Origin of the sequence: Mucilaginibacter sp., from assembly GCF_036383575.1 — a bacterium.
Taxonomy (GTDB): Bacteria; Bacteroidota; Bacteroidia; order Sphingobacteriales; family Sphingobacteriaceae; genus Mucilaginibacter.
In genome coordinates this window covers 1-3,857 of record NZ_DASVOB010000777.1, presented here as the reverse complement: position 1 = coordinate 3,857, position 3,857 = coordinate 1, and the positions used below count along the sequence as shown (strand labels likewise).

The following is a 3,857-nucleotide window of genomic DNA, read 5'->3' as shown; positions in this document are numbered from 1 at the left end:
TGGCAAAGTAGTAAAAATAAAAAGGCCGGCGAATTATCGGGCGGTGAGCTCAGGCAATTGGAAACCCTGATGTGTATTTATAGCCGGGCCGATTTTATTTTGCTCGATGAACCGTTTACCCATGTTTCGCCGGTACAAACGGAGATGTTTAAGGGAGTTATTCGTAAGTGTGCAGAAGTAAAAGGTATCATTGTTACAGATCATCAGTATTACAATATCCTTGATGTAGCCGATAGGATAGTTCTGATCACAGATGGCAGTACCAAGGCCATTAAGACTCCTGATGATTTGATCAGGTACGGATACATCAGTCATATTATTTAATTTGTCAGGGCCTGTAACTTAAAGTATAAAATACGGGTCTATTAGGTATAGTATTTAACGCGATGCCTAAGGTTTATCTGTTGGTCCTTTTTTTAGTTTTCTGTTGCTTTGGTGCAGCGGGAAGTGAGAAAGTGACTATCGGTGGCATCACCTTTAAAAATGTAAACCCCGATCCTGATCCGTCACCCACCGGCGATTTCAAAACTTTGGTTATCCCCATCAAAAGGGCCGGGAACCTGATTGTGATCGAAGCACAGATTGATACGCTTGAAGGTAATTTTGTATTGGACACCGGTGCGCCTTACCTGGTTTTGAACGAAACTTATTTCAGGGATATGCCCCACGCGGCGGAACAGGAATCTGCCGGAATTAATGGAGCTGCCAATAGTTCATTTACAACTTATGTCCGCAATTTGAATATACTTGACCTGCATTATGCAAAGCTCCGGGCCGATGTGACCGATCTTTCCTCTATTGAAAACGGCCGCGGGATAAAGATACTTGGTTTGCTGGGGACGAGGTTGTTTTCGGATTTTGCTGTTACAGTCGATTTGTTCCGCAATACGCTCTATATTCAAAAGCTTGATGAAAATGGTAACATCCCCGAAGCCGAAAAGGTATTTCATGACCGCTTTATGGTAAGCCCTTTCCGTTTGCTTAATGATGTTATTTTAATGAAAGGTACTGTTAATGATAACTCACTTTGGTTTGCCTTTGATAGCGCCGCCGAAACCAGTTTGCTCGATTACAGGCGTTCAAAAAAGCTGATCCCAGATATGGAGGTTATCAGCCGCTCAAAAATTATGGGTATAGGCGGTACTTCTATCGAGGTGATCTATACCCGTTTTGATAACCTGATTGTTGGCGATCGTAAGTATATGAAGAACCGGATCCTGATCACCAATCTCGAAAAAATGGGGAACGCCTACGGCTACAAAATTGATGGTGTTTTAGGCTACGACTTCTTTGTCCGCGGCATATTCACTATCAACTTTGTTAAAAAAGAATTTGAAATGTACATTTACAATAACCAGTGATATGAAAAGTTGCGCGCGTATAGTTATTGTTGTTTTTGTGATTGCTTGCATGGGCATACCTGCAATGGCGCAAAAGCGCAGTAACCTGGTTATAGCTAAAGATAAGCTGGTGCTGCTCATTGATCTGCACTCGTCCAAAACTGAATTGGATAACCTTCTCAGGAAGGCCGGCTTAAAGGGCGTGGATGCCTCCGCTATTTTAAAAGGTGATTTTACGGCATTAAAAAAAGATGGCTGGACAATGGCCGAAAAACAGGGGGACATAATTGAGTTCGACCGGCCGCTTGAAGATCTTAATAAAAATCCTCAAACCAAGCCTTACCTGATAACTACTAAAACAGATAATGATAACGAGGGATCGCCGGGGTATCCGGCCGATGTTGATTTCGGTATCAACAACTTTGCTAAAGTTACCGTGCATGAACTGCCGTCAGGATTAACCCGTTTCTTTTTGCCCGGCAATCTGCAAAACAGGAGAGCGTTACTGTCCGGCAATTTTAATAATTGGAGCACCCTTAAGGGGATCATGGCAAAAACAGATAGCGGCTGGATTGCAGATGTAAAACTGAAACCCGGTAAGTACGAATATAAGTTTATCGTTGACGGGCATTGGATCAATGACCGGTACAATAACCAGGTAGCAGATCATGATGACAATTCCATATACTTCCGTTACAACTACACTTTCAAACTGAACGGTTATGCCAACGCCCGTAAAATAATACTGGCAGGAAGTTTTAATAATTGGAATGCCAATAACATCATTATGGAAAAAAGCGGCGGAGTTTGGCAAAAACAGCTTTACCTGCATGATGGTACACAGGCGTACCGCTTTTTGGTTGATGGCAAATGGATCACCGACCCAGCCAATCCCAATAAGATCCAGGGTGATAACGGTTTTACCAATTCGGTATTGAACCTTGGCGAAACAGTTGTTTTTAAGCTTGATGGTTATACTGATGCAAAAAAAGTATATGTGGCCGGAGGTTTTAATAATTGGGAGCGTGGCTTAATTCCGCTTTCCAAAACGGCTACAGGCTGGGCTTTATCGCTGATCATTCCGCCTGGTAATTATGGCTATAAGTTTGTTGTGGATGGTAACTGGATGACCGACCCTAAAAATCCGCAGAATATGAAGGAGGGGGGCGTAGTTAATTCATACATTTCGGTAAAACCTAATTATACGTTTAAGTTAAACGGTTTCAGTAATGCAAAAAGCGTTCGCCTGGCGGGCAGCTTTAATAATTTTGATGAGTTTGGTTATACCATGGCTTTTAACGGTACCGAGTGGACGGTAAGTGTTAAATTAAAACCCGGAAAACAGCTGTACAAGTTTATTGTTGATGGTAAATGGATGATTGACCCGGGTAATAAACTTTATGAACCTAACCAATATAATTCGGGCAATTCCGTTTTATGGATCGAGTGAGAAGAAAAGAAGCAAGATTGCAGGAATCAAGATACAAGATTGAAGAAACTGAATGAAAAAAATCTTGATTCTTATAGTCTTACATCTTGACTCTCACCTCTCACCTCACTATATTAGCTAAACACAATATTTTTATGACCATCCCAATATACCAGGCCGACGCGTTTACCGATAAGCTTTTTGGCGGTAACCCGGCGGCTATCTGTCCACTCAATGAATGGCTGTCTGACGCTACCATGCAAAAAATAGCCATTGAGAATAACCTTGCCGAAACCGCTTTTTTTGTAAAAGATGGACCGGGCTATAAGCTACGCTGGTTTACCCCGGAGTATGAGATAGACCTTTGCGGGCATGCTACCCTGGCATCGGCGCATATCTTGTTTTCGGAACTGGGTTATGAGGGGGATACCATTCATTTTGAAACTGTAAAAGCAGGAACGCTTACCGTAAAGCGCGATGGTGATAAATATACTATGGATTTTCCGTCTCGGCCGCCGATTCCAATCGAGGCACCCAACGGGCTGGCCGAAGCGCTTGGCGAAAAGCAACCTGTTGCTTTTTTGCGTTCACGCGATTATTTTATTGTTTATGAAACCGAGCAGGATATCAGAGACCTTACGCCCGATTTTTTCGCGATGTCAAAAATGGATACGGTGGGCATCATAGCCACCGCTCCGGGTGATACGGCCGATTTTGTTTCCCGCTTTTTTGCACCGGGTGCAGGTATACCTGAAGATCCCGTTACCGGCTCGGCACATTGTAACCTGATCCCATACTGGGCAAAACGGCTGGGTAAAGATAGTCTGCATGCCTACCAGCTTTCGGCCCGCCGCGGCGAACTTTGGTGCGAACTTAAGGGGGAGAGGGTGCTGATGAGCGGGAAAGCGGTTACTTATTTAAAGGGGGAGATAAGGGTTTGATTTCTTCTTCATGTCATTGCGAGGAGGAACGACGAAGCAACCGCATGCTATACAGGGCGACTATGCTTCCGTGCGGTTGCCACGCTGCGCTCGCAATGACATGGTGCTAATAACCTCTCGCCTTTCACCTCAAATCAAAATATACTT

General features: G+C 43.7%; 3 protein-coding genes and 1 pseudogene. All 4 read left to right on the top strand.

Annotation, left to right across the window (positions count from 1 at the left end; all coding sequences use genetic code 11):
• Positions 1 to 324 (top strand): annotated as a pseudogene (locus VF500_RS27645) (ABC transporter ATP-binding protein); the annotation flags it as partial.
• 62 nt (positions 325 to 386) lie between these two features.
• Positions 387 to 1,361, top strand: a complete 975-nt coding sequence (locus VF500_RS27640; RefSeq protein ID WP_330862758.1) for a pepsin/retropepsin-like aspartic protease family protein — start codon at positions 387 to 389, stop codon at positions 1,359 to 1,361.
• 1 nt (position 1,362) lies between these two features.
• The gene (locus VF500_RS27635) at positions 1,363 to 2,790 is read left to right on the top strand and encodes a glycogen-binding domain-containing protein (protein ID WP_330862757.1); all 1,428 of its coding nucleotides are present in this window, start codon (positions 1,363 to 1,365) and stop codon (positions 2,788 to 2,790) included.
• A gap of 134 nt (positions 2,791 to 2,924) precedes the next feature.
• Positions 2,925 to 3,710 carry a PhzF family phenazine biosynthesis protein gene (locus tag VF500_RS27630; protein ID WP_330862756.1) on the top strand — a complete coding sequence of 262 codons (786 nt, stop codon included), beginning with the start codon at positions 2,925 to 2,927 and terminating at the stop codon, positions 3,708 to 3,710.
• Positions 3,711 to 3,857 lie beyond the last annotated feature (147 nt).

What these genes read in the sequence shown, in the direction of transcription:
- VF500_RS27640 (WP_330862758.1), top strand. Translation starts at nt 387, where the DNA reads ATGCCTAAGGTTTATCTGTTGGTCCTTTTTTTAGTTTTCTGTTGCTTT.
- VF500_RS27635 (WP_330862757.1), top strand. Translation starts at nt 1,363, where the DNA reads ATGAAAAGTTGCGCGCGTATAGTTATTGTTGTTTTTGTGATTGCTTGC.
- VF500_RS27630 (WP_330862756.1), top strand. Translation starts at nt 2,925, where the DNA reads ATGACCATCCCAATATACCAGGCCGACGCGTTTACCGATAAGCTTTTT.